This window comes from Emticicia sp. GW821-FHT11C11 (genome assembly GCF_058808615.1).
Genome location: NZ_JBXARV010000001.1, coordinates 940,393 through 965,148, shown reverse-complemented (window position 1 = coordinate 965,148; position 24,756 = coordinate 940,393). Strand labels below are relative to the sequence as shown.

23 protein-coding genes are annotated in these 24,756 nt (G+C 41.1%); 10 read left to right on the top strand and 13 right to left on the bottom strand.

Annotated features, from left to right (window positions below; all coding sequences use genetic code 11):
- The first annotated feature begins 222 nt into the window (after positions 1-222).
- Positions 223-2,508, top strand: coding sequence for an ATP-dependent helicase (locus AC1RRY_RS04060; protein ID WP_492817896.1), 2,286 nt, complete (start codon positions 223-225; stop codon positions 2,506-2,508).
- 53 nt (positions 2,509-2,561) lie between these two features.
- Here the strand turns inward: AC1RRY_RS04060 and AC1RRY_RS04055 are convergent, their stop codons facing one another.
- The 5 genes from AC1RRY_RS04055 to AC1RRY_RS04035 are packed head-to-tail and all read right to left on the bottom strand — an operon-like array spanning position 2,562 to position 5,003.
- The gene (locus AC1RRY_RS04055; protein ID WP_492817897.1) at positions 2,562-2,948 is read right to left on the bottom strand and encodes a thiol-disulfide oxidoreductase DCC family protein; all 387 of its coding nucleotides are present in this window, start codon (positions 2,946-2,948) and stop codon (positions 2,562-2,564) included.
- 4 nt (positions 2,949-2,952) lie between these two features.
- Positions 2,953-3,405 (bottom strand): cytochrome c maturation protein CcmE domain-containing protein, encoded by a 453-nt coding sequence (locus AC1RRY_RS04050; RefSeq protein ID WP_492817898.1) that lies wholly within the window; start codon positions 3,403-3,405, stop codon positions 2,953-2,955.
- Complete coding sequence (locus AC1RRY_RS04045; RefSeq protein ID WP_492817899.1) at positions 3,402-3,608, bottom strand: CcmD family protein; 207 nt, start codon at positions 3,606-3,608, stop codon at positions 3,402-3,404. Before AC1RRY_RS04045 ends, AC1RRY_RS04050 begins: the two co-directional genes overlap by 4 nt.
- 33 nt (positions 3,609-3,641) lie before the next feature.
- Entirely contained in the window at positions 3,642-4,304 is a 663-nt protein-coding gene (gene ccsA / locus AC1RRY_RS04040) for a cytochrome c biogenesis protein CcsA (RefSeq protein WP_492817900.1), read from the bottom strand.
- A gap of 36 nt (positions 4,305-4,340) precedes the next feature.
- A complete protein-coding gene (locus AC1RRY_RS04035; protein ID WP_492819278.1) occupies positions 4,341-5,003 on the bottom strand; it encodes a heme exporter protein CcmB in 663 nt (220 codons plus the stop codon).
- A 249-nt stretch (positions 5,004-5,252) separates the two neighbouring features.
- On the opposite strand from AC1RRY_RS04035, the gene AC1RRY_RS04030 reads away from it, so the two are divergent.
- The 3 genes from AC1RRY_RS04030 to AC1RRY_RS04020 all read left to right on the top strand — a co-directional run bounded on the left by AC1RRY_RS04030 (position 5,253) and on the right by AC1RRY_RS04020 (position 8,137).
- Positions 5,253-5,498 carry a FeoA family protein gene (locus tag AC1RRY_RS04030; protein WP_492817901.1) on the top strand — a complete coding sequence of 82 codons (246 nt, stop codon included), beginning with the start codon at positions 5,253-5,255 and terminating at the stop codon, positions 5,496-5,498.
- Positions 5,499-5,534: 36 nt separating this feature from the next.
- Positions 5,535-7,643 (top strand): ferrous iron transport protein B, encoded by a 2,109-nt coding sequence (gene feoB / locus AC1RRY_RS04025; protein WP_492817902.1) that lies wholly within the window; start codon positions 5,535-5,537, stop codon positions 7,641-7,643.
- 116 nt (positions 7,644-7,759) lie between these two features.
- Positions 7,760-8,137: a co-chaperone GroES gene (locus AC1RRY_RS04020; RefSeq protein WP_492817903.1), complete on the top strand. Its 378-nt coding sequence runs from the start codon at positions 7,760-7,762 to the stop codon at positions 8,135-8,137.
- A gap of 66 nt (positions 8,138-8,203) precedes the next feature.
- On the opposite strand, the gene AC1RRY_RS04015 is transcribed toward AC1RRY_RS04020, so the two are convergent.
- The 3 genes from AC1RRY_RS04015 to msrB form a co-directional block, all read right to left on the bottom strand.
- The gene (locus tag AC1RRY_RS04015; RefSeq protein WP_492817904.1) at positions 8,204-9,847 is read right to left on the bottom strand and encodes a serine hydrolase domain-containing protein; all 1,644 of its coding nucleotides are present in this window, start codon (positions 9,845-9,847) and stop codon (positions 8,204-8,206) included.
- Between the two features lie 68 nt (positions 9,848-9,915).
- Positions 9,916-10,725, bottom strand: coding sequence for a helix-turn-helix domain-containing protein (locus AC1RRY_RS04010; protein WP_492817905.1), 810 nt, complete (start codon positions 10,723-10,725; stop codon positions 9,916-9,918).
- A gap of 66 nt (positions 10,726-10,791) precedes the next feature.
- The gene (gene msrB, locus AC1RRY_RS04005; protein WP_492817906.1) at positions 10,792-11,250 is read right to left on the bottom strand and encodes a peptide-methionine (R)-S-oxide reductase MsrB; all 459 of its coding nucleotides are present in this window, start codon (positions 11,248-11,250) and stop codon (positions 10,792-10,794) included.
- Positions 11,251-11,596: 346 nt separating this feature from the next.
- Between msrB and AC1RRY_RS04000 the strand changes: the two genes are divergently transcribed.
- Positions 11,597-11,881 carry a PqqD family peptide modification chaperone gene (locus AC1RRY_RS04000; RefSeq protein WP_492817907.1) on the top strand — a complete coding sequence of 95 codons (285 nt, stop codon included), beginning with the start codon at positions 11,597-11,599 and terminating at the stop codon, positions 11,879-11,881.
- A 90-nt stretch (positions 11,882-11,971) separates the two neighbouring features.
- Here AC1RRY_RS04000 and AC1RRY_RS03995 read toward each other — a convergent pair whose 3' ends face one another.
- Entirely contained in the window at positions 11,972-13,021 is a 1,050-nt protein-coding gene (locus AC1RRY_RS03995) for a sugar phosphate isomerase/epimerase family protein (protein WP_492817908.1), read from the bottom strand.
- A 42-nt stretch (positions 13,022-13,063) separates the two neighbouring features.
- Entirely contained in the window at positions 13,064-15,889 is a 2,826-nt protein-coding gene (locus tag AC1RRY_RS03990; protein WP_492817909.1) for a DUF7133 domain-containing protein, read from the bottom strand.
- 388 nt (positions 15,890-16,277) lie between these two features.
- Here AC1RRY_RS03990 and AC1RRY_RS03985 point away from each other — a divergent pair, with 388 nt between their 5' ends.
- Positions 16,278-17,486 (top strand): chorismate-binding protein, encoded by a 1,209-nt coding sequence (locus tag AC1RRY_RS03985; protein WP_492817910.1) that lies wholly within the window; start codon positions 16,278-16,280, stop codon positions 17,484-17,486.
- 82 nt (positions 17,487-17,568) lie between these two features.
- Here AC1RRY_RS03985 and AC1RRY_RS03980 read toward each other — a convergent pair whose 3' ends face one another.
- From AC1RRY_RS03980 to AC1RRY_RS03970, 3 genes are all read right to left on the bottom strand, one after another.
- Positions 17,569-18,438, bottom strand: coding sequence for a hypothetical protein (locus tag AC1RRY_RS03980; protein ID WP_492817911.1), 870 nt, complete (start codon positions 18,436-18,438; stop codon positions 17,569-17,571).
- Between the two features lie 105 nt (positions 18,439-18,543).
- Positions 18,544-19,236 (bottom strand): hypothetical protein, encoded by a 693-nt coding sequence (locus AC1RRY_RS03975; RefSeq protein WP_492817912.1) that lies wholly within the window; start codon positions 19,234-19,236, stop codon positions 18,544-18,546.
- Positions 19,237-19,239: 3 nt separating this feature from the next.
- The gene (locus AC1RRY_RS03970; RefSeq protein WP_492817913.1) at positions 19,240-21,447 is read right to left on the bottom strand and encodes a carbohydrate binding family 9 domain-containing protein; all 2,208 of its coding nucleotides are present in this window, start codon (positions 21,445-21,447) and stop codon (positions 19,240-19,242) included.
- A gap of 390 nt (positions 21,448-21,837) precedes the next feature.
- Here AC1RRY_RS03970 and panD point away from each other — a divergent pair, with 390 nt between their 5' ends.
- The 4 genes from panD to AC1RRY_RS03950 all read left to right on the top strand — a co-directional run bounded on the left by panD (position 21,838) and on the right by AC1RRY_RS03950 (position 24,684).
- On the top strand, positions 21,838-22,188 hold the full coding sequence (gene panD / locus AC1RRY_RS03965) for an aspartate 1-decarboxylase (protein WP_492817914.1): 351 nt from the start codon (positions 21,838-21,840) through the stop codon (positions 22,186-22,188).
- The gene (locus AC1RRY_RS03960) at positions 22,185-23,174 is read left to right on the top strand and encodes a lysylphosphatidylglycerol synthase transmembrane domain-containing protein (RefSeq protein WP_492817915.1); all 990 of its coding nucleotides are present in this window, start codon (positions 22,185-22,187) and stop codon (positions 23,172-23,174) included. The genes panD and AC1RRY_RS03960 overlap by 4 nt, the downstream gene beginning before the upstream one ends.
- A gap of 277 nt (positions 23,175-23,451) precedes the next feature.
- Positions 23,452-23,931: a D-glycero-beta-D-manno-heptose 1-phosphate adenylyltransferase gene (gene rfaE2 / locus AC1RRY_RS03955; RefSeq protein WP_492817916.1), complete on the top strand. Its 480-nt coding sequence runs from the start codon at positions 23,452-23,454 to the stop codon at positions 23,929-23,931.
- A gap of 54 nt (positions 23,932-23,985) precedes the next feature.
- Entirely contained in the window at positions 23,986-24,684 is a 699-nt protein-coding gene (locus AC1RRY_RS03950; protein ID WP_492817917.1) for a zinc metallopeptidase, read from the top strand.
- Positions 24,685-24,756: the final 72 nt, after the last annotated feature.

The following is a 24,756-nucleotide window of genomic DNA, read 5'->3' as shown; positions in this document are numbered from 1 at the left end:
TAGTTTTTATTGATGAAAATTACCCGTATAAATTGTTTTTTGAGAATAATGCTGTATTCTGCATTTTAGTATGGTTTATACTGACATTAATTGATAGCAAACGCATGAAAGCAGATGAATTCTCCAGATCAGTGCATAAAAGTGAATTCCGAAAATAAATTTGATACAGATTAATAGCTATGATATAGCTATATTTGCATTAAATTTAATGAATGTGATTCCGTGCAGAACCAGAACAATTACTTAGACAAACTTAACCCACCCCAACGAGAAGCTGTAACCTATCGCGAAGGCCCGCTGATGATTATTGCCGGTGCAGGCTCGGGCAAAACCCGTGTATTAACCTACCGGATTGCCTGGTTGATAGAGCAAGGGGTTGATCCTTTCAATATTCTGTCCTTAACTTTTACCAATAAGGCCGCAGGCGAGATGCGTCATCGGATTGAACAGGTTATAGGTGGCGATGCCAAAAATCTGTGGATGGGCACGTTTCACTCTATTTTTGCCAAGATTCTACGTTTTGAGGGCAAAAGGCTGGGTTATACCTCCGACTTCACCATTTATGATACCGACGATTCGAAATCTCTGATAAGAACCATTATCAAAGAACTGGGGCTGGATGATAAAACCTACCGCCCTAATTATGTTCTGAATCGTATCTCGAACGCCAAAAATGCACTGGTTTCTTGGGAGTCTTACGCGGACAATCCTATTTATATGGAAGACGATAAGGCCGCCAGAATGCCCGAAATAGGCCGCTTATATAAAATGTATCAGCTGCGTTGTTTTCAGGCCAATGCTATGGATTTCGATGATTTGCTGTTCAATACCAACGTACTTTTCCGTGATCACCTCGATATTCTGAACAAATACCAGCACAAGTTTAAACATGTACTGGTGGATGAGTTTCAGGATACCAACGTATCTCAATATCTGATTACCAAAAAACTATCGGCGGTACATCAGAATATCTGCGTGGTGGGTGATGACGCCCAAAGTATCTATGCTTTCCGCGGAGCCAATATTCAGAACATTCTGAACTTCAAGACTGACTATCCGGAATTGCACGTGGTAAAACTGGAGCAGAATTATCGTTCTACTAAAACAATCGTTAGCGCAGCTAACTCAGTAATTGCCCGTAATAAAGAACAGCTGGAGAAAAACGTTTTTACCGATAATGAAGAAGGGACAAAGATTGATGTAATCAAAGCAGCATCTGATAACGAAGAAGCCCGTTTGGTTGCTACCAGTATTTTTGAGGCAAAGAATAACGAAGGCTTAAAAAACAGTGAGTTTTCGGTGTTGTATCGCACTAATGCACAATCGAGGGCATTTGAAGAAGCCCTCAGAAAAATCAATATCAAATACCGCATTGTTGGCGGTCTCTCTTTCTACCAACGCAAGGAGATTAAAGACTTATTGGGGTATTTGCGCTTTACCGTCAATCAGAACGATGAAGAAGCCTTTAAGCGGATTATTAATCTACCTAAAAGGGGTATTGGCGACACAACCGTAGCCAAAATAGTAGTAACAGCTGCAGAAAACAACCGCTCGGTTTGGGAAGTAGTAAGCGATATTAATCAATATGTAGCAGGCCGTGCGGCACAGTCCATAGACGACTTCGCTACGCTGATCAAGAGCTTTAAGCTCATGATAGAAGAAGGCAAAGATGCGCATACAGTTGCTTCTTATATTGCCAAAACTTCCGGCATATTACGTGAGCTTTACGAAGATAAAACCGTTGAAGGGCTCTCCCGCTACGAAAACGTACAGGAATTACTGAACTCTGTTAAACAGTTTGTTGATAATCCTGAAAACGAAGAAAAATCGTTAAGCACATTTCTACAGACGGTTACACTCATGACATCAGCCGATCAGGAAGATGAAGACGGTGATAGCGAGCGTGTAACACTCATGACTATTCACGGAGCTAAAGGTCTGGAGTTTAAATATGTCTACATTGTCGGTATGGAAGAAAACCTCTTCCCTTCTCAAATGATGTTGCAGAACCGAAATGATTTAGAAGAAGAACGCCGGTTGTTTTATGTGGCTATCACGCGGGCAGAGAAAAAACTTACCCTGAGCTATGCCGAAACCAGATATAATTATGGCAGGCTGAATTATTGTGAACCCAGCCGTTTTCTGGAAGAGATAGACAAAAGCTACCTGCAGTTATCGAAAGGCCGTTCGGTTTCCTATGAATCAACTCCTGCCAAGCCGGACCGACCGACTTCCAGCCTGTCGTTTGCAAAAAAGGAAAGCATTATTTCGAACCTGAAACCTGTGCAGAAAGCGGTTCCACCGCCTCAGCATACGCCGTCAGGAGATTTCGCACCCAGCGATACGAGCAAGCTGAAAGAGGGTGATAAGGTAGAACACCCGAAGTTCGGTTTTGGAACAGTAAAGAAAATGGATATCAATGGCTCAGACAGAAAAGCCACTATCTCATTTGATGGTCAGGGTGAAAAAACGCTATTGTTGAGTTTTGCGAAACTAAGAATACTATAAGTGATAGGCGTATTAGCAAAAGAAGCCCGGTTGATTGACCGGGCTTCTTCGTTTTATAAAAATCTTGCTCTGAGTTCTGGTGTCGGTATCCGGCAGCTATCTCGTTTTCCCATAAATTTGTAGCGGTTTTTTGCCACTAAATTGTAAACAGAATCACGGATAAACTTCGGTACTATTTTAAAGACATACAGCAATTTCCACAGGCCATCCATCTGGCGGGCAATCTCTAAAGCGGCATCAGATTTCTGATAGACTTTGCCATCTTTCTCTAACACAACGCTGTCTGATTCTGTAAGTTCTATTCCGTAACGTTTCAGAATATCTCTTCCCGGCTCTGACTGCAATGCGGCAAATTTAAAAATGCCTTTTTCGTCTCTGTCGATTAAAAAATTGATAGTTGCATTGCAGAAATTACATACACCATCAAATAAAATAATCATGATTTTATTGATTTGTCATCGATACCGCAGGTTTGGTTTCTTCAACCTCCAGCTCACCATTATTATACTTCGACGGGCACTTTAACAATATCTGGTCGGCACGAAAAACCTTATTCTGCAGATCCATGCTGCCAACAACCACTACTTTTTCAGATTTATCCAAATCCTGCGGTTTAGGCTGGCTGTAAATTACTCTTTCTTCCCTATTCAAAGAGTCCACCATGGTAAACTCAAAACTGTTTGGGTCAGCCACAGGGTCATATCTCATACCTACAATATTTCCCTGTCCATCTTTTTTCAAAGTACCTACTACGTGGATTGACTTATTGTTTCCCTCCTTCGCTAACGATTCAGCTTCACTGAATCCAACATAAGTACTGGCATCGCCCACAGTAGAAATAATAATTCCAACGGCTATCGCAATTACTCCAAGTGCGATAATATGTGATTTTTTCATAAACCTTTTTCTATTTTACTAATCTTTCTATCTAACAAAACCAGATATGTAATGATTCCCGCAAAAACTACGGCCATTACAGCTACAACTACCCATATTTTCCCGTCGGCACGCATTTTATCGGCCATTTCTACTTCCTGTTGGGCAAAAAGGTTGGTTGAAAACAGTAAAGTCATCATTACCAGTGTTAATATTCTTTTCATATACGATTATTTTTAACAAAAATTATACTGATACTATTGATCCATTTTCAATCTCTTAATAATTCTGAGTCTGATTCGCAGGCTTGTTATCCAAACACCCAGAAGTGTCCAACCTATAATGGCAGGGTAAAACACCATTCTCACGCGGTTGTCCATATCATATTTCCCAAAGGCAGGGTTTCCACCGTTACCCGGATGCAACGAGTCTGTCATGCGGGGTAATATCCACACCAAAGGCATAAAGGCTGCAAAGGCAAAAATATTGTATACTGCCGATAGACGTCCTCTTTTTTGCTCGTCTTCAAACGAACTTCTTAATACAAAATAGGCAGAGTATATCAACAAGCCTACTTCTACCGCTATAATTTTAGGATCTTTGGGTATCGGGTCTCCCCAGGTATAATTGCCCCATACAGCTCCTGTCAGAAAGCCCAGTGCACCATACAGAATGGCCGTATTGGCAAATTCTGACGAGTATTCATCATCCTGTATATTACCCCCTCTTAAATATTTAATTCCAAACCACACCGAGGCCACCATGAGTGTCATCATGCCAAACCATAAGGGTACATGAAAATACACATTGCGGAGTGTTTCGTTCAGCACGGGCTGGCGTGGAATAGTACCGCTAAGACCTTGTATAATTGTGTAGAACAAAAGCACTACACAAAGGATTTTCCACCAGGATTTTCTCATAAATCTATCAAAACTTTAAACTTATATTCATTCATCTCAGCTTCTCCATAAGTATGGAAAAAGCAAATAACTTATACTCAGCACAATGGCATCAATGGCCAGTAAAATGGCAATCTCGTCATAACTGGTTTCCCAACCCAAACCATCCATTGCACTTTTCGACAGTTTGGTTATCATCATCAACATGGGCAAAATAATTGGAAAACTCAGAATGGCCATCAACGTTGAGGTGTTTTCGGCCTTTGAGGCAATTCCGGCTACCATGGTCAGTGTACTGGCAAAACCAATTGCGCCTAGTACTAAACAGACCAGATACATGGGTATATTTATGACAGGGTTACCCATCATGATGATATAAATCAGAAAACCCAGCAACGATAGCAACAACATTAACAGGGTATTATAAATTATCTTGGACAGGATAATTCCCTGCGGACTAGCCAGTGTATAATAATACAGCTGGCGGCCTGCACCCTCTTGTGTAAAGCTTTTAATAATTGAATTCACTGCCGAAAAAAGCAGGATGATCCAGAAGAGGGTATTCCAGGTAATTGGCTCTATGGTATCTACTTTCAGTTTAAAACTCATATAACAGACAAAAACCGTGCTGATGATATACAAAAGCATACCATTCAGGGCGTATTTCTGACGCCATTCTAAACGGATTTCCTTTTCTATCAATGCTTTGATTTCCTGCATGTAACCGTAGGTCTGTTTATTCGTTGTCGTACTATCGTGCTGCAAAGGTACTACGCAAACGCTTAGCATTTTATGATTTTTATTCTTTTTTTAAACATAATCACGATTAAAAAGAAATAAATTTCATATAATAATCAGCCTTCGTTACAGGCAGGAAGTGACCTGCCAATGACCTTGCCAAAAATCATTTTTATTTCCGAACAAAAACTGTTAAACTTGCGTTTTATTTAAAATAATTCTAAATAAGTAATGGTGAAGTTTCCAGAAAAAACCGTTGCAGACCTAAACATTGGAGAGAAAGGAATAATCAATGATTTTAAAGACGCTTCTATGTCTTTAAAGCTATTGGAAATGGGTTGTCTGCCCGGAACTGAAGTTACCCTGGATTTTATTGCTCCCCTAGGTTGCCCTGTGGGTATCCGAGTAGCTGGCTACCATCTCTCTCTTCGAAAAAAAGAAGCGGCAACCATTGTGTTAAAACCCAATCAGGCATAAGAATCCGGCTTGATTTATTAAATTTTTGGATGTAAGGTGAAAGAAAAAAAAGTTATAGCACTGTTAGGAAATCCTAATGCAGGGAAATCTTCTCTTTTTAACCAATTGACCGGGCTTCGCCAGAAAATCGGAAACTTTCCGGGTGTAACGGTCGACAAAAAAGTGGGATTCTGCCGGTTGGATTCCAAAACCGATATAGAAATCCTTGATTTACCCGGTACTTACAGCATCTACCCCAACTCACTTGACGAACAAGTAGTGTTGGAAGTGCTGGCAAACCCAAAACACCCCGAATACCCTGATGTTGCCGTTGTAGTAGCAGATGCCTCAAATCTGAAACGCAACATGTTACTCTTTGAGCAGGTGAGTGACCTGGGCATACCTACCATTCTGGCACTTAATATGCTCGATGTGGCCGATGAAATGGGAATCTCGATTAATTCGGGTAAGTTATCCAAAATTCTTGGTGTTCCGGTTGTAGAGTTAAACGCCCGCCAGGGAATTGGCATAGATGGCTTGAAATATACCATTCTAAACCAATTGGAAGCCAGACGAACACACATAAACCCACCGATACTGGACGAGAAGTCTGAAGCGGTTGCTTCTGAAGTTCGTAAAAAATATAATATCTCTAATAAGTATCTTGCCTTACAATATGCTGCGCAGTCGCCTAAAATGATGTTTTTGGGCAGCGATGCTCAAAAAGACCTACAGGCACTTGTGGCCCGGCACGACTTCAATGCAGATGCATTCCAGTCTACAGAAACCATTAATCGTTATCACGACATCAGTGGTACGCTTACGCAGGTAATAACCGAAACCGGTGAAAAAAAGGAAACCATTTCAGAGAAGATTGATAAAATATTACTTCACAAAATATGGGGTTATGTCATTTTCTTAAGTATCCTGTTTCTTATCTTCCAGTCGGTTTTCTCTTTTGCTGAATATCCGATGGATCTGATCGATCAGGGTGTTGCCGGTCTGAACGACTGGCTTAAAGCTGTTCTGCCGGACAGCGTACTGGTCAGTTTACTGACCGACGGTCTGATTGCCGGTATCGGCGGAGTTGTTATTTTTATTCCGCAGATTGCTTTCTTATTCGCCTTTATATCTATTCTGGAAGAATCGGGCTATATGGCTCGTGTTGTGGTATTGATGGATAAACTCATCAGACGCTTCGGTATGAGTGGAAAATCGGTTGTACCGTTAATTTCAAGCATGGCTTGTGCGGTTCCGGCCATTATGTCGGCGCGTACTATCGGTAGCTGGAAAGACCGCCTCATTACCATCATGGTTACTCCATTAATGAGTTGCTCGGCTAGACTTCCCATCTATACTATTCTGATAGCCCTTGTGGTGCCTGATACCAAAGTTCTGGGTATCTTTAACATACAGGGTATCGCATTGATGGGTCTTTATCTGCTGGGTTTTTTATCGGCTCTGATAGCGGGTTGGATAATGAAACTGATTCTGAAATCGAAAGAAAGAAGCTACTTCATTATGGAGTTACCCACCTACAAAATGCCTCGTTGGAAACAGGTAGGATTCATGATTCTGGAAAAAGTAAAAACCTTTGTTTTTGAAGCCGGAAAAGTAATTGTGGCCATTTCGATTGTGCTTTGGGTACTGGCTTCTTATGGCCCCGGCAATGAAATGGAGCAGGCAGAACAGCAGATAATAGCAGCTAACCCAACCACACCGGAAGAAGAACTGGCCTCGAAAATCGCTTCTGTACGACTTGAGAACTCTTATGCAGGGCACTTCGGTAAGTTTATTGAACCAGCCATAGAACCACTGGGCTATGACTGGAAAATAGGTATTGCTCTGATTACCTCTTTTGCCGCTCGTGAAGTATTTGTAGGTACTGTATCTACTATATACAGCATCGGTGCAGACCCTGAAGATGAATCTACCATAAAAGAAAGACTAAAGAATGAGATTAACGCCAATACAGGTAAGCCTTCTTTCTCGGTAGCCACTTCATTCTCGTTGCTTATTTTCTATGTATTTGCCATGATGTGCATGAGTACCATCGCCACCGTATATCGTGAAACCAAAGGCTGGAAATGGCCGCTTATTCAGTTAGGTTATATGTCAGTACTGGCTTATGTTGCTGCCTTAGTGGTTTATCAGGTATTGAAGTAAACCTTTTTATTGACTTAAACGTTTGCTCGATACTACCCTACTGAAATCTGATTAACTCATAGGCTTTAGTAGTACTATTTTCCACTATTTTTGTGTTCCATATTTATTAACGACTTATGATTGGCGTAACTGCAGATAACAAATTGAAAAGACTGATTGTCGTAGGTGACAAAGTGCTGGTAAAACCTAACAATCCGGCTGATAAAACAAATACAGGTTTATACCTGCCCCCAACCGTAACCGAAAAAGAAGAGGTACAGTCTGGTTATATCATTAAAGTTGGCCCGGGCTACCCCCTGCCACAACAAAGTGAAGACGAACCCTGGAAAGAAACAGAAGAAAAAGTAAAGTATATGCCATTACAAGCGCAGGAAGGTGACCTGGCCATTTATCTGCAAAGACATGCCATTGAGGTAATGTATGAAGGTGAGAAATACGTAATCCTGCCGCAGGCATCTATTCTGATGCTGGAGCGATTCGAGGATTTAGACTGATAACCTTTATCTATTTTATAAAAGAAAAGTCGGGAATCAACCCGACTTTTCCTGTTTCTGATAGTTTCAATTCAACACAGCCGGAAGTATATATTCCTGCATCATTTTATCTACCTGTGGGTGTGCATAAGGCCTGCCGTACGCTTTGGCTGTAATCACAATTGTAAGCGGTATGTTCTGAAAAACATAAATCTTGTTACCGCCATTACCAGTACAATAAAATGCCTCATAACTTTTACCGTTTATAACAAAGGTTTTGTTCCAGAACAAATAGCCGTAATACTCATTGGTTCTTCCCGGAATCGGCAGATACTTTGTAAAGGTTTTAGCCACCCATTCTTTAGGTATAATCTGCTTGCCATTATAAACACCTTTGTTCCGGTACAATTCGCCATATCGTGCAAAGTCTAATGCCGACATCTGTAAACCACCTGCCGTGTTGGCAACATTTTGCGGAGTAAACTGCCACTCATAACTTTTGATACCTAAGGGGCTGAACAGCTTCTTATCGGCGTATTTCTGTAGCCCATCCGGTACTGATTGATGCAGAATATCACCCAGCACTACAACCCCGGCCGTAAAATAATCCCATTGTTTGCCATTGCTTTTGCGTGCATCCATCGGTAAATCCAGTGCAAACTTTACCCAATTGGCTGTAGGATACATATTTTCTTCATTGCCGGGCGAATCGCTGTCATTATCTGAGGCATCAAAGGCTGAGCTCATGCTCAATAAATCCTTAATTCTCACACTGTCTTTTCTCAGGCTGTAGTTGGCAAACTGTTTTAAATCATAAAAACTTTTCAGGGTTTGAGATTCACTTTTAATATATCCGTCATGAATCGCTATTCCCATCATGGTAGAAGCAAAGGACTTACCAACCGAGCGAGGATTGTGCAGCGTAGCTCTGTCTTCTTTATTGAAATACTCTTCCAACAATAGCTTCCCTTCTTGTATCACCACAATTCCGGTAATCTCTTTCAATTTATTGAGATGAATGTTCTTATTCATCTCTTCTATCTTTTGTTTGTCAATCGCCGCGTCAGAAATCTGCCAGCCAGAATTAGGTTGAATCGGCTGAACATCCGTTTGCTCTTTAGTTAATACCGGTGTTTTAATGATTAGCTTTAGTTCTCCCTGCGCTATCAGATTACCTACTTTTATTTCACCTGTATTAATATATGGACGCATTTCCAATCTGAAATTATGCGTACCGTCGGTCAATGCTTTGTCGCCTCCGTTCATCATGAATCGGTTAAACATATAAACCGCCCACCAGTCTTCTCCTGACGAGGTAGTCAACGGAACTCTGAAAGTGGTAGTGGTACTCTTCCTGAGCCCGGCCCCGTGATGCAGATTTTCTTTGTAAATCAACTGGCCGTCTACATAAAAGGAAAACTGGTAATTACCTTTCTTATTCAGTTCTTCTTCACTTAAATCAGGTGCCAGCTGATGCAGATAATTGGTAATGGAATTAGCCAGAAAAGGTCTGATGTTCAGGTCACTGACGGGTTTTAACTCAAAACTGGTCAGGAAATCACTTTCCTTATACTGATCAATCGGAATGTTGCCATTCATGAAGGTGATTCGGCCTACATGGGCCTGATGCAGGGGATTGGTAATACCATCTGTTTTTACCAGATCATTGCCTTGCCCGCGAGCTGTTAAATAACAGAGGGGTAATAATAAAATCAGTGTTAGCTTTTTCATTGTTCAATTTTATAAAATGCAAAGGTAGACAATAAAAAAAGCCAAAAATAGAACAGGATTAACGTGAGTTAGGCGAACAGAATGCGGCGATGCGCTAACGGCTTGATGTCATTTGCAGCTTTGAAGCAACGGGTAAAATGGCTCTGGTCAGCAAAGCCACATTCATACGTAATTTCAGTAAGCGATTTATTGTGTTGTGCGAGAAGTGAGAGGGCTTTTTCTACTTTCAGTTTTCTAATATACTCACTCAGCGTGCAATGGAAATACCTCGGAAAGTCTCTTGAAAGATGTACAGGATGAATGCCTAATTCGGTTGATAATTCATTAAGACTCAAGTTATCAGCAACGTTGTCATGCAACAATTCTCTGAGTCGATTTACCCACAGCGGTTTATCGCGAAATGCAATTTGGTCGTCCTGATGCATTTTGCTGAGTAATTCAAGCAACAAAGTCTGCACTCCTACTTCTGTGGTATTGTCTGCCAATTTTGATTCCCTGAAAATCTTATAAAGTAGTACTTTCAAATCGGGGTTCGAGATATTAATGCTTCCCGTCAGATTTTTAATATCGAAATCAAGATTTTTAAACCATTTATCTGCCAGTTCTATATGAAAACCACGGGTAAATCCGGGTGGTTTAATATTATAGTGCGGCTCCTGCCAGTGATGAAACAACAGACTTCCTGCCCCGCAGTTATACACTTCTTTCTTGTTCCCTTCTATTACATTTCCCTGTAGAATAAAAGTAAAATAGGCATTTTCATGATAATGCCAGTCTACCTTATCTAAAGTATACTCGGTGTCAGTCAGGGTAATCCCATCCAGAGAAATCGTCCGGTTGGTTTGTCCATGAAATTGCCCCGTCTGCAAGTGTTTCATTGTCTGATCAACGAAAAGCTCTTTTATCGAAAAGCCTTTAATTAAAATATCTGTTACAATACTGTATTATAATTGCGACTTGTCGTCAGGTATGAAATCCAAAGCGATAGAATTCATACAATAGCGTTTGCCTGTAGGTTCAGGGCCATCATCAAAAATATGGCCTAAATGCCCACCACAACGCCCGCATAGTGTTTCAATACGCTGCATGCCATGAGTAAAATCATCTTTAAAAACGATGCTCTTCTTATCTTCCTGCTCAAAGAAACTCGGCCAGCCACACATACTAGCAAACTTGGCATCAGAGCGGAACAACTTATTGCCACAGGATGCGCAATGATAGGTGCCCTTACCTGTGTAGTTCCAGTATTGACCCGTAAAAGGTCTTTCGGTATCTTTCTCACGCATAATAGCGTATACATCAGGTTGCAATACTTTTTTCCATTCGGCATCGCTCACGTGCAGTGGTTCTTTACTGGTAAGCGAATAATACGGATTCCCCTTTTTCTCTTGTTCTACTTGCATTGACATACTCTTATGTTGGGATTTATTTTGACAACTAACCAATCCGAAAATAGTAAACAGGGCTATTGCTAAGCCAAAGAATTTACTGCTGATATTATTAGTCATGATTTTGATGTCGGGTTTTAAAATTATAGTTCCATCTGTTTAAAAACATTAACCAATAATTAAATGTTCATTAAGACTTTGAAAATAAAACATACGCAATTTCAGTCATTTTTTCACTCCTTTTTCAATTATTGTTTAAGGATATATTACGGATTATGACACTACATTATTGCACTTTTTGGACTATATTTGCAAACAAATATGTTTAAATAAAGCTATACCAGCAACTTTTAAAGGAATCATGATTAATCTGCAAACAAAAATCAAACGCAACGAAGAATCATTTACGATTTCCGGCCTTGGAGATGAGGCGGTAATGATGAATCTGACAACCGGAGATTTCCTTGGTCTTAATCCTGTAGCAGCCGATATATGGGAATTTATGGCAGAACCAATTGCTGTAGGAGACATCATCAAAAAACTGACGGAGAAATACGATATCGACGAAGCCGTCTGTACAACCGAAACCATTACTTACCTGCAAAACATGCTGAAAGAAAAAATGGTTGTTGAGATAAGTGAATAATCAGTGATAACAGGCATAAAAATATAAAATCTCCCACATTCGACTTGCAAATTTGGGAGATTTTCTTTTTTTCAGACTGAGAAAAATAACTTAGCTCAATGAGTTTTTACAAAACTCAAGGCATTTTTTCACTTCAGCTATCGAATTAGAACCTTCCGGTATTTTATATTCAAGCTCAATAGTAGCCGGGAATTTGTACTTATTAGTTTTCATCAGATTCAAAGCTTCTCTGATTGGCGTATCGCCTTGTCCCCATACTACATTGCCTTTGCCATGTGCAGGTGTCTGGCGATCTTTAATGTGCATACTCACAATACGGTCATGCTTTTGCTTGATGATATCCAAAGGGTTCGGATTTCCGGCTGCTACGAAGTGACCTAGGTCAAGATTCAATGCATTGGCAGGAGATTGAGCCAAAGCAGTATCCCAAAGGGTAAAGGTTTGTTGTTCGTGTCCATGATATCCTACCTTAACACCCATTTTTTGAGCAATAGTACCTAGTTTCAAGGTATGCTCATCATTAGACGGGTGTTCTAAAGTTACCTGACCAGCACCTAATGCTTTAGCTGCTTTCATACCATATTCAATTTCAGCGTCACTGTTGTTTCTACCAAAAGCATTGGGTTTAAAAGCGTAGATAGATATACCTGCTTTTTTGTATGCTTTGCCTAATTCTTCAAATTTTGCCATAGAAGCACCTGCTCTCCATTTAGCCACTTCTGTATTATAGGCTTTCATTTGAGTTTCTGCATCTTCTAATTTCTTTTTCTCTTCTTCGGTCAATTCCTGTTTTTCATTTCTTTTTCTCATTAAAGGAAAAACAGAACGCATATCAACAGAACTTTTAGGCTTGCCTGCAAAAATTTCGGCGTGGTCTCCTAGCAATTCTATCGCGCTTATGCCAGACTCCAATACATATTGCAGCACGGCTTCTGCACTTTGATCAGGCATTTCTCTGAACGAGTAAGTAATAGCACCAATCTGAACCCCATTGATTAATGAATTAGGACCGAAAAGGTTTTTTATGTAAGCAGGAGCTCCGAAAATCGGACTGCTGGCTAACACCGAACCAGAAACAAGGGCAGCGGTAGTTCCCAAAAACTGACGGCGTGATACTGAGAGATTGTTTGATTTTTCCATTGAATAATTATTTTTTCCTTGATATAATACGATTATGAATATTTAGTTGAGTTCGAATATTTTCAGTTGCTTCATTGTCCACGGGATATCGTCTTCAGTGTTTTCGAGCCCCTGCTCCAGCTTTATTCTGATAAATTTCGCTTTACGCGGACTCAAAGCAATGATATTGTCGCCATCGTTTCCTTTACCTGCTACAAGGGTCGACTGCCAGTTGACACCATCTGACGATGTTTCGACATTATAGATTCTCGGGTGGGTTTGCACCATTGGCCGTTGCCCTGGAGGCGTATTAGGCTTGGGCACCCAGCCTTTTTTTACCATAGCCGCAGAGTTAAACTGTATTTCACTCACAGCTGTTTCTGCCGGAAACTCTATCTGGTACCACATGCCTTTCTCCTGTTTTACACCTGTAGACCAGCCCTCATAAGTAAACGCACTGATAGGTGAAACATTGCCACCTATGCGGGTAGACGCTGTATTGCTGGCGGTTACTTTCCATCCTTCACGTTGCTGTAATTCGTGTGGCACCGATTGAATCAGTCCGGCGTATTGATACATGCCCGATTGTCCGGCTGTTTTCTGCCGTATTTTGGCTACCATATCAGGCGAAATCAAAGAAGCATCGTTCGACAAGCCGTTTCTGATATATGAAATCACATCAGCCACCCATTCGTTCGACTGTTCTTTCATGCTGGCCATCATTCCTCCGGCATAGGTTTTGCCTTCAATGGCTCCATCCATGCCATGCAGCACTACTCTGACCGCATACTCAGGATGCGCCTGTATTCTTGAAGAACCGGCTAATGCCGGAGCCAACAGTTTACCGTCGCCGGCAGGGGTACCCATACCATTGTTGCCATGGCATTGTGAACACAATTCGTTGTAAATAACTGCTCCACGACTAAGCGACTCCTGCTGGCTTTTGTTCAGTTCAGCTACTCCTAAACCACTTCTGGGTCTTACTGGTGTAATGATTTGCCCGGCTACCAGTTTCACTCCGGCAGCTTTGTTGTTAGCTACAGTAGCCTTAATATTATTTTCCAGGTCAGGCAGTTTCAGAAACTTAGCACTTAGCATGGCCTGAATGGCCACATCTGCGTCGGCATCGTTCAATGCTGCTTTAAAATTAGCTTCCAGTTCTTTCTCTCCGTTTTTATGTAAGGTTTCCCCGGCTCTCATGGCCTGTATCCGTATGCGTGGATTGCTGTCATTAAACAACTTCTGAACTGTTTCCTTTTTAAGGGCATTTAAGCCTTCCAAAGCCCAGATGGCATGAATTCTTGCTAAAACATTGGGACTACCCAAAGCCATTTTTTCTAAAGCAGGTACTACCGAAAGGTCTTTTCTTAAAACAATCAATTGCTGGGCGGCGTCTCTCCACCAGCCATTAGGATGCTCCAGATGCTTTACCAATGCCGATGTTTTTTCGTTAAACATTTTAGGTTTGGTTTTATCGCGCTCTTTACCCTCATAGGTAATACGCCAGATGCGCCCCAACCCTACTACTTTGTCTAATTGATACTGGTCAATTTTTGTACGCAGATACGTTCCTCTCTGTGTCCACTGTCCTTCCTGAATAATACCATGATACATATCTACTATATACATCGTGCCGTCAGGCGCCGTAGCCATATCAACCGGTCTAAAAAGCGGATCGGTTGAGCGAAGGAATTCCGATTGTTGATCCTGATATACATTGTGCAGGGTAGTTAAGCCCTCTTTTACCACAGGATTAACCTGGCGAACAATACGGGCCACGGGTTCTCCATAAAAATACTGGCCTTTGAGTGATTCAGGCAGGCGGTCTCCACGGTAAACGTCATTTCCGGCTGAACCTGTTACTCGTTTTAATGAACCATCAGGTTGACGAATTTCGTCCATACCACCCTGCATATCTGATATTTTTATGGCAGCACCCCAGGGAATATCAAAGCCTTTGGCAAACTCGTTGAGTACTTCAAAATTGCCGTAATGAATCGGAAACTGAAAATAAGAAGGTAAACCACTGGCACCACCCTGAAACCACAGTTTGCCGTCATCGTCATGGGTAATACCCCACTGGGCACGGTTGAAGCCCGTCTTCTCACGAATTACACCGCCTGGTGTTTCACGTACCCTGAACGCATTAACTGTGCTATACAGCCAGTTGTCCATCCCCCAGTACATAAAAGCCTGTTGGTGCTCCACATTGCCTGAGCGTCCATATTTATTAGTGAAAAGTTCTTTTTTATCTGCTTTACCATCACCGTCAGTATCGGTATATTTATAGACATTGTCGGCGTCTGACTCCATCGTTAGCACGCAGTCTTTGCCATAAGGCAGCACAAAACGTGGAAATATCAGATTATCAACGAAAGTCGTACCTGTTTCATAAACACCGTCATTGTCTTTATCTTCCCACCTCGAAATACGGCTTGTTGGTTCCAGCTCATCTTTTGAGTCGGCATTGAGCATATAAGATCTTAATTCAAGCACATACATGCGGCCGTTGCCATCAAAAGCAATAGCACCCGGTTGTTGAATGGCGGGTTCGGTCAGTATAGGTTCAATTTTGTAGCCGGGTGGCAATAAAAAGTGTTTGGCCTCTTCGGAGGCATACAGCGGCTTAACCGGCTGTTTTTCTCCTAAGTCAATCCCTTTCCAATCATCACCCTCGGGATCTGCTCCGGCAGGTAATGTACTTTCAGGAAGATTGGAAGAAAAAGAATTGACAACATCCTTAACTAAGTCCTGTTGAGGAACAACCGTTGATGGCGCCTGCGTCTGGGTAGGTTGACTGACTTTACAAGAACTTATGAAATACAGACAAACAGCTACTGTCAGGAAAATTTTCAGTACTCCGGAAGGACTATTCTTAGATACTTTCATTTTTTTATTTAAAAAATAATATACTTCAATAAAAATAATGCTTTATCAGGCATACTACCAAACAAATCGACAAATTGCCTTATTAAAACGGCAAATCAGCGATTTACTAAATACCGGTGGTTAATCGGAGTTCATAAGACCTGAATTCGAGTGTTATTTTCAGCTATATATAATTCATTAAAGCGGTGTCTTTTGGCCTGTTTTATGGTGAGATTTCTCCAACGATTTATAGGTTTTTTTGCACATTTCTAACAAAATAGCAGGAATTAACCCCTATTAAAAAACTTCTGCTTTTTTTTGAGAGGTTTTCAAATCATATTTGTTGTAAGATGTATAAGGATTAATAATTACCACATATCTTAGTTTTTTTAAGGTATAGTATCAGCATATGACAACAGCGACTTCAAGGACAAACAGTTTCAGGCAAACACGCTGGAATGCAGCGTTACAAGTAGGATTACCGACCGTGATGTGGCGTTTGCCTAAACAAAACGACAAACACTTTCTTACCTCTTTTCTCAAAAATCCCGAACAAGTCAAGATAGATTTCGAAGAATCAGGCCCGGGCTTTGCATTTTCTCCGTTTATTAATCCTGAAGGCAACGATACTTATTTTCTGAAAGCAGACCTGCACTATGTTTTTTCGGATGCATTAAACCCAGAAAGTTTTCACGAAATCGTAAGTCCGTCATCAGTTGACCCGAATTTCATAGAGTTACTTCATGCGCAAGAAGTCGGCGGCAAATCATCCGTTAATCATTCTGATGAAATTACAGAAGACTCGACTTCAAAGGAAAATTTCATTGAGGCGGTTAATGAAGCTGTAAAACAGATTGAAGCAGGGAGTTTTCAGAAAGTTGTGCTCTCCAGAACAAAGAAAATAGCTATTCCGACCGATTTTGAAATAGTTGCCATCTTTGATAAGCTTTGCAAAGCTTATCCGACAGCTTTTGTTTCGGTGGTGTCTGTTCCCAGCTTAGGAATAGTCTGGATCGGTGCCTCGCCCGAAACACTGGTAAGCCAGGATTCAGAAGGGAAATTCCGTACAATGGCATTGGCCGGCACACAACCCTCGCACGATACAGAAGGGAATCTGATTAAAACGTCAGAAGCATTGTGGCGGCAAAAAGAAATTGAAGAGCATGCACTTGTAAGCCGGTATATAGTAAACTGTCTGAAAAGAATCCGGGTACGTGAATTTGAAGAAGATGGTCCTAAAACAGTGATTGCCGGTAATCTGATGCATCTGCGTATGGATTTTACCATTGATACCGTTGCCATCAATTTCCCCCAGCTGGCAACGGTGATGCTTGATTTACTGCACCCGACTTCTGCCGTTTGTGGTATGCCTAAAGAACCCGCCAAACAGTTTATACTGGCTCATGAGAAATATAACCGTGAGTTTTACAGCGGATTCCTCGGCCCGGTTAATATTCAGCAGGAGTCTCATATTTTCGTAAACCTGCGAACCATGAAACTGCAGAATGGTATTGCAACGCTTTATGCCGGTTGTGGTATAACGGCGGACTCGAATCCGGAAAAGGAATGGGTAGAAACCGAATTGAAATTACAGACTTTAGGAAAGATTTTATACTAGTCAGACCTGTAGAGATAAAATGAATCGGGCAGTAGAATTGAGTTCTACTGCCCGATTGACGTTTAGAGGCTATGCCAATCATTTATTTTCTACCAAATAAGCGGCTCCAGAACCCTCTGGCTTTTTCGGTTACTTTTTCAGCCACTTCTGAAGCTTCCCCAGCCAATTCCTGTGCTTTTACTTTAGCAGATTCTAAGGCTTCAGCGGCATCCTCTTTTATATCTTCCAGTTTTTCAGCCGCCTGATTTTTCAGTTCGTTGATTTTTTCTTCTGTGGCATATTTATTTTTGAATTCTTCAAACTTTTCTGACGCTTCCGCAACAAATTCCTTTGCTTTCACTTTTGCTGCTGCAACCGCTTCTTCCGCCTCTTCTCTAAAATCTTCAAACTTGTCTTTTGCGTCGTCTGCTACTTCTTTGGCTTTTGTTTTTGCTGATGAGGCAGCACCTTTTACTTCTTCTTTAAAATCTTCAAACTTATCTGCTGCATCAGAAGCGGTTTGTTGTGCTTTTACTTTGGCAGTACCTATGGCTTCAGATACATCTTCTTTTATGTCTTCCACTTTATCACTTACAGATGCTTTTACTTCCTCAGCCTTTTCTTCACCTGCTGCGATGGTTTCACTCGCTTCTGCCTTTATTTCCTCTGCTTTAGCTTCTATTTCTGCTTTCACTTCTGCTGCTTTTTCTTCTACAATCACGGCAGCCTCTTTGGCATCAGCTTTTACTTCTTCAGCTTTGGCGGCTATTTCTTCTTTTACTTCCTCTATTTTTTCTTCAGCTGCCTCTTTGGTTTCTTCTGCTTTTGCCGATATTTCAGCTTTCACTTCTGCTATTTTTTCTTTGCCCTCCTCAATTTTATCTGCTACCACAGCTTTGGCATCAGCTACTGCCTCAGATACGCTGATTGTTTCTTCTGCCTTATCGGTTTCGTTTTTCTTATTAGTTGCCATGATATTTTTTTATTTGATTATGAATCTGATATTTTTACTACAAATAAAAAGTAAACAATTGATTTTTAAGCGATTATAACGTTTTTTTATTATTAAAATAACGTACTATCTGAAACTGATGATAAAATGCGACACATAAGGGTTCAGTTTTTGTGCATTCGGGTCTTTAGAGTCAAAAGAAGAATCACCTAATAACTTATCTGCCGCACCTTGCAGACTGTCATCTTCATAGTCATAATCCAGAAATACCGCCAGATAACCACCCTGATTTTTCTCTCCCAGCTTACCACCCTCCCAGTTAACAACAGTTCCACCGTAGTCCCAGTCAAAGCCTGAAAACTTAAATGGACTGTCGTTTATCTGCTCCAATTCTTTTAATGTGGTTCCAACCTTTACTCCGGTATTGGTATACCATTTCACTTCCGATTTATCGCCAGGTTCACTGAAACCAACCATAACATATTCAGGACTTTTAAAATTAAGTGTGTCTTTCCATACAATATGTGCCTCATTAGGCGTGCCTTTATAAATAATGGTACCAATAGAAAAAATTCCTTCGGCACCATAAATGGTATCATGCGCACTTACATTAGCACTGCCCAGCTTGTCTATTAGTTCCTGCTCGCTTGTAGCGTTTGTAATAATCCCTACCTTTTGGCCAATAATACATTCCCAGTCTTCTTTCAATGTTAAAGTAGTGTCGGCTAATGCAACAGAATCCGTTTTTTGCTCCTCAACCTTAGTTGTGCAGGCATTCAGAAAACAAAGGCAAATACTTCCTAACAACAAAAATCTCATGGCTCAGAATTGTTTTAAATAACTTATTTTAGCAATCACATGGTCTTCAGTTTGTGTTTGTTTCAACTGCAGATTATCGAATCCGCGATGATTATACACCACATAAATATATGATAAGGGTCGGTATTCCCACGACAACCGTATATTATAGTTCTGTGACCGGTTTTCAGAGTTTTTCTGATAAAACCCAATCAACTGAACGCGGGGATTCAGTGCAAAACGACCTTCAATACTGTATAAGTCTATGTTGGTAGTTGTATTCAATTCACCCACATTTTTAAAGTGATTGCGGTTATACCTCGTCAGAATAGATACGTGCGGAATAGGCGCTATTTGCAGACGGATATCATGACCGTTCAATCGGCCGTTGAAATAAGTACCCCAGTTGAATTCTGTATTGATACTGACAACCTGAGAAGGATTAGTACTGGCATAAATCTGGTGGCGTACATAGTTGTATTCACCCGGGCCAATATACACACCCAATGGTTCGAATGCCTCTGTAAGGTGCTGAAACGTAGGATTAACCAGGTAGCCGAAAAAGCCACCTCGCTGAAAATTCAACCAGATCGGGTTCAGATTCAGTTGTCGCTCAATCAGTTTGCCTGTTGATGCCTGATGGTAGAACTCCGTCATGATACCCGGCTCAAAAGCGCGGATTAATTTTTTGAACGGTATCCACTTCCCTCTGTTAAAGAAAAACACGCCGGGGGTTGTTCCGATTACATCATTTCTGGACACAAAGCCCACTTCGGGGTTGAAGTCTTTCGTTACGATGGACTGTGTCCACCAGAATTTCAACTGATTGGTAGTATAATAATACTGAGCCAGACCCGAAAAACCCTGCTTGCCCCCATTGGTAGAGGTAGAATATACCGCCATTGTATTAAGCGAATGCGATTCGCCCAAACGAAAAAAACCATCAATTGTACTTGTAATATTTGTCGCATCCGGACGATTCTTTATGGTCATAAGCCCGCCTATCCGATTTTGTTTGCCGAAATTTTCAGAATACCTGCCCACAAAAAAATTAGTACCCGGTGTGTCTCCCACTTCCCGCTGGCGCATGGCTATGGCTCCATAGTTTCTTTTGAGAGAACGATAAACAAACCTCCCTCCTACATCAATCGGAATAGGATTTCCGTTATCATCCAGACCTATCCGTCTACTGAAAAAAGGCTGTACACGCATGGTTCCGCCTGACAGATCATCATTTGGCCCTATACCCACCCCAAACAATGAGGCGTTTTCCAGAAAAAACTGTCTCCGTTCAGGGAAAAAGACCGAAAACCTCGTTACGTTATTCACCTGCCTGTCGGCATCGGCTTGAGCAAAGTCGGTATTGGCTGTCAGGTCGAGAATGGCATTCGGATTGATTGCCCATTTTATTTCGCCGCCTACTTTATAATTGTTTGCATTGGGTTTGTTATCGAAATTTCTGTAGCGGTCGAACGAGGTCAGTAAATAAGGTTGCACACGCAGGTTGGTGGATGGTGGCGGTGGCTGCAGGTTGGTCAGCACCCCGGCATAATCCATACGTGTATTACTGAATGAACGCGGATATGGTGAAAATGCTGTTTGCTCATTGGTTAATCGTCGATTCCTGAATACGTTAAAGCCCCAGTTTTGTATTGGCGAGTCAGTTTTAGGATAACGCAATGTTTGCCAGGGAACAGCCATTTCGGCTACCCAACCCGAATCAGTGCGTGAAGTACGTACCCGCCAGAGTCCATCCCAGTCAAGATCGAAATAAATATCATCGAACGACAACAAGTCCCGCTGAACACCATAAGGATTAGTAACCAGTGCCATCGCATTGCGTTTATCGTTGAAGCCATCAAACGCCAAAGCCACCAGATCATGTTGCCTGAAATTAAAGTCTCTCTTAAAATCGGTAGCACGAATCGCTTTCTTACCGATTGAGTCACGTGCAAAAATACCAAAATACAGATATTGCTTGTTATAAAGCACCCGTATCTCGGTTTTATGGCTCGGAGCTTTACCCTGGTATGGTTCAATCTGTACAAAATCAGACACCGGCCGGGCCAATTTCCACTCGGTGTCGTTCATTATTCCGTCTATTTTTAATGCAGAACTAATGGGCGTAGCTTCAATTGTTTTTTTTATTGAATCCGGTTTAAAAACTTCAGCATCCTGAGCAAAAGAGAAATGAGTAATACAAAGTAAAAAAGGAAGTAATTTTCTAATCATAAATTGGTAGCTTTTCAAAAATGCAAAAGTAATAATAAAGTAGTATCTAATCCTAGATTATACCGTGTAACTAACAAATAAATTGAAGCACGTAATTCCTCTAAATCAAGCGTTTATAACTCTTCTCTACCGTACTAAGCGGCTGCATTGATTCAGACATGTTGCGTTGTACAATTTTTATAAAATGAAGCGTGACCCATGCGTTACTTTGGTGGAACAATTACTTAGCTGACCCAAACCACCAGCGATATTGATTTATCATTACTATTGAATGATAAGTAAATGAATTAATCTATCTAAAGCGGCTATAAGGAATTTTATTCAATACCGGAACGTTTGTTTACTAAGCAATTTTATAATTTTGCACCACATTCAAAAAGGTAGGTAAATATGCTTGTTAACATTTTTAAGTCGAAAATCCATAGAGTGAAAGTAACGCAGGCCGAACTCAATTATGTAGGGAGCATCACGATTGATGAAGACTTGCTCGAAGCCGCGGGTATTGTGGAAAATGAAAGGGTACAGGTAGTTAATAATAATAATGGCGAGCGTCTGGAAACCTACGCCATTAAAGGCAAAAGGGGCTCTGGTATCATTTGTCTGAACGGAGCAGCAGCAAGAAAAGCAGAAGTTGGTGATATTGTAATCATCATTGCGTACGCGTGGATGTCGCCTGAAGAGGCCAAAACCCATAAACCGCTGGTTGTTTTTCCTGACGAGAATAACCGGGTAGTGAAATGAAAAAAATTCTGCAGTATGCTATCTCACTCGCCATAGCAGGGGGCTTATTATGGTTTGTTTTTAAAGACATAGACTTAAATGAGCTCTGGAAAAAAATTAAAGAAGCCGATTACCGGTGGGTCGGTTTGTCTGCGGTACTGGCTTTAGCTGCTCACTGGAGCAGAGCTTATCGATGGGCATTAATGCTCGGTCCGCTGGGTTATAAACCATCTGTTTTCAGAACTACGCTGGCTGTTCTGGTTGGATATCTGGCCAATCTGGTTTTTCCACGTGCCGGGGAATTTGCACGTTGCGGCACCTTAAACAGACTGGAAGATATCCCCTTTGAAAAATCTTTCGGTGCCGTTGTGGCCGAACGTATAGCCGATGTGCTGATACTCCTGGTTTTGATATTACTCAACTTATTTTTAGAATTCGACCGGTTGAGTACTTTCTTCTTTAATTTTTTTGGAGATAAGTTCAAAAACCCGATTCTGCTGCTAAGTATCTTAACAGCCCTGGTTATTCTGGCAGTGATGGCGTATCTGACCTTCAAGCGTAATATTGACAGAATCTCTCAGTTGCCACTATATCAGAAAATAAGTGGTTTTGTAGCTGGGCTTGCCAGTGGTTTTTTAAGCGTACGCAACCTTAAAAATCCGATGGCGTTTGCGTTTCATACCCTGCTAATCTGGACACTCTATTTTGTAATGACTTATGTGCTCTGCTTTGCATTGCCTGAAACCGCAAACCTGTCGCCTCTGGCAGCTCTGACCATCTTTGTAATGGGGTCTATCGGTATGGCAGCACCTACACAAGGTGGTATAGGCAGTTATCATTTTCTGGTTGGCAGCATTGTGGTTTTATATGGTTTGTCTGAGCAGGATGGCATCACATTGGCCACTTTCTTACACGCCATGCAAGGGTTGATTTTCGTGGTTATTTTTGGCATTATTGCTTTTTTACTGAGCTTCATATTGCCCAAGAAAAAGGCTGAAAGTGTTTGATTTGTGGATAATTTCTTTTAATTTTCTATCAGTTAATTAATTGAATTATGATAGGTTAAGAAATAGAGTCGCTTCTCAAAGAAGCGCAAAAGAAAGTGTATGAGTAGAGGTATTTTTTAAAATTCAGATATAGGGCGTCGACAAGCATAGAAAGAGAGCAAAACATTAAACTTAAAAATGAAGGAGATTTTCTATCAAAAGGTAGTAAATTAAATCATTAATAGAATTTCATTTAGAGTTCTGTCTTTTGATGGAAAAATCAACTCTTTATAAATCCATGACCGAATCAAAAATATTAAATAGAGAAGAAGCACAAAAACAAGTAAAAGAATGGCAATCTGAGGGTGAAAAAATCGTTTTCACTAATGGATGCTTTGATATTGTTCATCTCGGACACATTGATTACCTGGAAAAAGCCCGGAATCTGGGAGACAAGCTGGTACTAGGCCTAAATACCGATGCCTCTGTCAAAAGACTGAAAGGCGAAAGCAGACCTGTTGTAAATGAATATGCAAGAGCACGGATGATGTCGGCCCTCGCATTTGTAGATGCTGTCATTTTGTTCGATGAACCTACCCCACAGGAATTGATTGAGACACTTTGTCCGAATATTCTGGTGAAAGGTGACGATTACACCATTCAGAACATTGTTGGAGCAGATTTTGTTATCGGTAAAGGAGGAGAAGTAAAGACTATCTCATTGGTCGACGGATATTCGACCAGTGCCATTATCAAAAAAATAAAGGATTTAGACTGATACCTTTTATCAAAATCAGTCGTATGACTATCACAATAATGAAAAGTTAAAACTATGATTTTTGTAATAAGTATTGTTTTTATGTTGCTGGGTCTGGCGGTATCGTCAAGACTAAAGAGCAAATTTGCCGAATACTCTAAATTCGGTTTAGCAAATGGCATGACCGGCGCAGAAATTGCCCGCAAGATGCTCAACGACAACGGGATATATGATGTACGAGTAATACAGGTAGAAGGTCAGCTGACTGATCATTACGATCCGCTCAAAAAAACTGTTAATCTGAGCTACGATGTATTCAACGGTAACAGCGCGGCTTCTGCAGCCGTAGCCGCACACGAATGTGGGCACGCAGTGCAACATGCAGTGGCTTATGCTCCGCTTAAAATGCGTTCGGCTCTGGTGCCTATTGTAAATGTGGCCACTAACGCCATGAACTTCTTCTATATGTTCGGGTTCATGTTTATGGCTTATATTTTCTCAAGAAATACCCCTATGGCACAAACGGTGTTGCTGGCTCTGATAGTAGCTAACGCCATTATTGCTTTATTTTCCTTGATTACGCTTCCGGTAGAATATGATGCAAGCAACCGTGCTTTGGCATGGATGGAATCAAGAGGCGTTGTAACCAACCGCGAACACGGCATGGCGAAAGATGCTTTAAAATGGGCGGCGCTTACCTACGTGGTAGCAGCAGCAGGTGCAGTAGCCAACTTATTGTATTATCTGAGCATGTTTCTTGGCAGACGCGACTAGACATTAGAAGCAAAAAAATAAAGCGAAACCATCAATCAAACAAGCTTATTAATTACTTTTGTTTGATTGATG